This is a genomic window from Dietzia sp. Cai40 (assembly GCF_014145165.1).
Lineage (GTDB): Bacteria > Actinomycetota > Actinomycetes > Mycobacteriales > Mycobacteriaceae > Dietzia > Dietzia natronolimnaea.
Genome location: NZ_JAALEB010000413.1, coordinates 1 through 3839, shown reverse-complemented (window position 1 = coordinate 3839; position 3839 = coordinate 1). Strand labels below are relative to the sequence as shown.

At 71.9% G+C, this 3839-nt stretch carries 3 protein-coding genes and 1 pseudogene; 2 read left to right on the top strand and 2 right to left on the bottom strand.

Features of this window, described 5'->3' with window-relative positions:
* A pseudogene (locus G6022_RS14640) lies at positions 1–404 on the bottom strand (hypothetical protein); the annotation flags it as partial.
* Between the two features lie 240 nt (positions 405–644).
* Here G6022_RS14640 and G6022_RS14635 point away from each other — a divergent pair.
* Positions 645–1925, top strand: a complete 1281-nt coding sequence (locus tag G6022_RS14635) for a DUF4921 family protein (RefSeq protein WP_182638686.1) — start codon at positions 645–647, stop codon at positions 1923–1925.
* A gap of 87 nt (positions 1926–2012) precedes the next feature.
* On the opposite strand, the gene G6022_RS14630 is transcribed toward G6022_RS14635, so the two are convergent.
* Positions 2013–2528: a hypothetical protein gene (locus G6022_RS14630; protein ID WP_259845726.1), complete on the bottom strand. Its 516-nt coding sequence runs from the start codon at positions 2526–2528 to the stop codon at positions 2013–2015.
* A 109-nt stretch (positions 2529–2637) separates the two neighbouring features.
* On the opposite strand from G6022_RS14630, the gene G6022_RS14625 reads away from it, so the two are divergent.
* Complete coding sequence (locus tag G6022_RS14625; protein ID WP_182638685.1) at positions 2638–3819, top strand: DUF4185 domain-containing protein; 1182 nt, start codon at positions 2638–2640, stop codon at positions 3817–3819.
* Positions 3820–3839 lie beyond the last annotated feature (20 nt).

The window sequence follows — 3839 nt, the reverse complement described above, 5'->3', positions numbered from 1 at the left end:
GACCCGGGCTCGAGCGACCCCTCCAGAGAGCCGTCCAGCGAACCGGGTTCGAGCGACCCCTCAAGCGAACCGTCGTCGGAGCCGGCCTCTGAGCCCGCCGACAACGGCGCGAGCGACCCGGGATTGAGCGAACCGGGATCGAGTGAGCCGGGCTCAAGCGACCCGGGCTCGAGGGAACCCTCCACCGAGCCCTGACCCAGGGAGCCGGGATCGAGGGAACCAGGCTCGAGGGACCCGCCCTCCCCGGATCCCGCCGATCCGAGCAGTAGCTCGAGGTTCAGCCCGAGTCCGGCCTCGAGCGACCCGTCCTGGGCGTTGGCGACCGCCGGGGCACCGGCCGCGGTGAGTAGAGCCGCGCCGGCAACGGCCGCCGCACGGATGTGTAGTGCTCGTTTCGATTTCATCTTCGGTCCTCAATCTGGTCGGTGTCTCCACACGGGATCGCTAGCACCGATCCCCCTGCCTGATACGCACATCGTGAAATCTCAGGATAGTGTTACTTCCGTCACAGTTCCACCGGTGCGGCGGAAATCTCCTCTCGTCGTCGGGTGTTCCCCCCGACCACCTAGGCTCGCCGGGTGACCACCGCTCCAGACTCCCCGTCGGCCCTGAACAGGCCGCTCCGGAGCCGGCCGCTCCGCCGGATGGCGGACGGGACCGTCAAGCAGATCAACCCCTTCACCGGCACAGAGGTCTGGACGGTTCCCGGCCGCGGCCACCGCCCCGTCGACCATCCGCCAGGCGAGGTCCTCCCGGTGGACCCCCACGCGGCCGAGGCGTACTGCGCGTTCTGCGTGACCCGGCTGCGCGAGACCACTCCGGAGAAGTCACGGCTGGTGCGCGACGGCGACACGTGGACGACGCTCGACCGGGTGGCCGCGCACGAGCTCGACCTCACGACCCCTGAGTTCCGGCTCTTCGGCAACCTCTTCGAGATCGTGTCGCTGGACTACTGGAGAGCGGTCCACGGATACCGGATCCCGGCCCGGGCCGCCGCGCACCAGACCGCCTATCTCGGGACCGACGAGGGCGCCGACCACGTCCGCGCTCTGGTCCGCACCAGGATCGCCGCCGCGCAGGGGGATCCGGCGGACGCCGAGGCCATGACGACCGCGGAGCTGGCCGCCCACTCCGAGAGCTTCTTCGGTGGCTGCCACGACGTCGTGGTGGCCCGCCGCCACCTCACCGACGGCGCCACGACTTCCGACCGCCACGCCTCCTCCGGTTGCCTCGACCCGGACGAGCACCAGCAGTTCATCGCCTTCACCGTCCGCGCCATGCGGAACCTGTACACCGACAACCCCCATGCCCGGTACGTGTCGGTGTTCCAGAACTGGCTGCGTCCCGCGGGCGCGTCGTTCGCACACCTGCACAAGCAACTCGTGGCGATCGACGAGGTCCCGGCGAAGACCGGTCGCGAGGTGGCCGCCCTCGCCTCGGAGCCGGACCTCCACTCCACGCTCGGGGTCGACCACGCGGCCTCGGAGGGGCTGGTGCTGGCGGCCAACGAGCACGCGGTGGCGGTGGTCGGGGTGGGGCACCGCTATCCCGCCCTCGTCATCTATTCGCGTTCCGCCGCGAGCGAGCCCTGGGAGCACTCCCCGGACGAGCTCCGCGGGGTCTCCGACCTCCTGCACGCCTGCCACGCCGCCACGGGCCCCCTCGTGCCCACCAACGAGGAGTGGCACACCCGGCCACCGGGGGTCGGCGCGGCGATGCCGTGGCGGATCGTGCTCAAGTGGCGGATCTCGAACCCCGCCGGGTTCGAGGGGGCGACCGGGATCTACGTCAACACGATCGACCCGTGGGCCCTGCGCGATCGGGTCGCGCCGCGGTTGGTCGAACTGCGTGACTCGGGTCGGATCGCCGACATGGCGCTCGGGGCGGAGTGCGGGGACGTGCGGGGGTCCTTGCGCTCCAGGTGAGGCCGGGCGAGGAGCGGGACGGGATCGACGACGACGACGAGGTGGGACGACGACGAGGTGGTCAGGTGAGCACCGGGGGTGCCCCGCCTAGATCGCGCGTCTCGCCCGACCCCGGGGGAGCCTGGCGGCGGTGGCCTCACGGATGCCCGGTACGGAGGCGGGGATCACGACGGGTCCGGAGAGCGACGGGTCGAGCAGCATCGCCGTGGGCGTCTCCTCCGAGCCCATGTTGATGCGGCGGCAGAGCTCGTAGGCGTCCTCGTCCCGCCAGATGTTGACCCAGTGCACCTCGAGCCCCTCCCGGGCGGCGCGCCGCCGAAGCGCGGAGGAGTACGGGCACCCGGGACGCCACAACACCACCACGGCGTGCTCCACGCAGGAGCTGCGCACCGACTGCAGGGGCTCGTGACCGGTGACCCTGAGCGGCGAGTTCCACAGAGCCACCACCGCGGTCACCGCCAACACCAGCAGCGCCGGTGCCGCGCCGTGACCGAACCCCACGATGGTCCAGGCGAGCGCGCACCCCACGGCCACGACGGCCGCGGGGCCGAACCAGTGGCCGGGGACGATCTCGCGCCCCGCCCGGGCGAAGGGGTGTGTCACGCGGACGACCATACGCGTCCCGGATCCCGGTCCGCCCGTGCATTAACCGAATTGTGATGCGTCCACGATCGGCTCTCCGCCCGTCGTCCGTGACGGTAGCGTCGGAGCGATGACGGACTCGCGCCCGCCGACCCCGGCCCCGCCGACCAGCACCCGGAAGCTCCGCGACCTCACGGGACCCGGGATCACCACCGCGTTCGGTATGGAGGGGACCGATCTGGGGATCACCGCCAGGACGCCCTCCGGGCGCCTGCTCGCCGTGTTCGGCGACACCTTCGCGGGAGCGGGGATGGGAGCCCCCCACGTGGGGCGCCCCCACCCGGGGATCGCCGAGTGCTCCCCCACCACCGACGAGCGACCGGGGCCGGGCAACCCCGACTGGCGGTCCCCCGTCGGCCTGTTCGCCGACGACGCCGCCCCGGGCGGGGGCCTGGTGTGGACGGGCGCGGCCGGTCCCGGCCCGCCGGACTACGCGGGGCAACTCATCGACTACGTCCACGGCCGGGGTTGTTCCACCGTCCTCCCCGGCGACGTCCTGACCCTCGGCGACACGATGTATCTCCACGTCATGGTCAACGAGGGACTGGGGACGGTCACCCGGACCGAGATCCACCGCTCGGTCGACGACGGGAGCACCTGGGAGCCGACCGGTGTCACGTTCTCCCCCCGGCTCGAGGGCGGACACCGCCAGCTGTGGACGTGGGAGACAGGTGGGGACGGATTCGTCTACGTCATGTCGACCGGGTTCCAGCGGGACAAGGGGGTCATCCTCATGCGGGTCCGCCAGGAGCACCTGGCGGATCCCGGCGTCAACGGGTGGCAGACGTGGGGCTACCGCGAGGGCGCCTGGGACTGGGGCAACCCCACGACCATCGTGCTTCCGGGCCGCATCGGCGAGATGTACCTGCGGCGGTGCGAGGACTTCTGGACCCTCACCTACTTCGACGCCGAGCACTACCGGATCGACTGCCTCACCTTCCCGCACATCGGCGCCGACCTACTGGACAGGTCGGTGACGACCCACACCACGCTCCTGCACGGCTGTGCCTGGGGCGACGAGTCCGACGGCTCAGATCCCGCCGCGGGTCCGGCACGCGTCGCCCAGCTCTACTGCGGCTGCCCGGTCCCGGGGTCCACCCCCGAGGAGTGGCACGTGGTCGTGAGCCAGTGGAACACCCACGACTCGGCCGCGGGCCCCGCCGGCTGGCCGTACCGCTCCATGCAGTTCGTGGGGTCCATCCCGCGTCCGCCGGGGACACGGGCCGGGGACCGACCCGCCGCGGGCGCGTAGGTCCGCGGCCGCGTAGGCCC

Excerpts from the sequence above, each read along its gene's own strand:
- G6022_RS14635 (WP_182638686.1), top strand. The coding sequence starts at position 645 with ATGGCGGACGGGACCGTCAAGCAGATCAACCCCTTCACCGGCACAGAG.
- G6022_RS14625 (WP_182638685.1), top strand. The coding sequence starts at position 2,638 with ATGACGGACTCGCGCCCGCCGACCCCGGCCCCGCCGACCAGCACCCGG.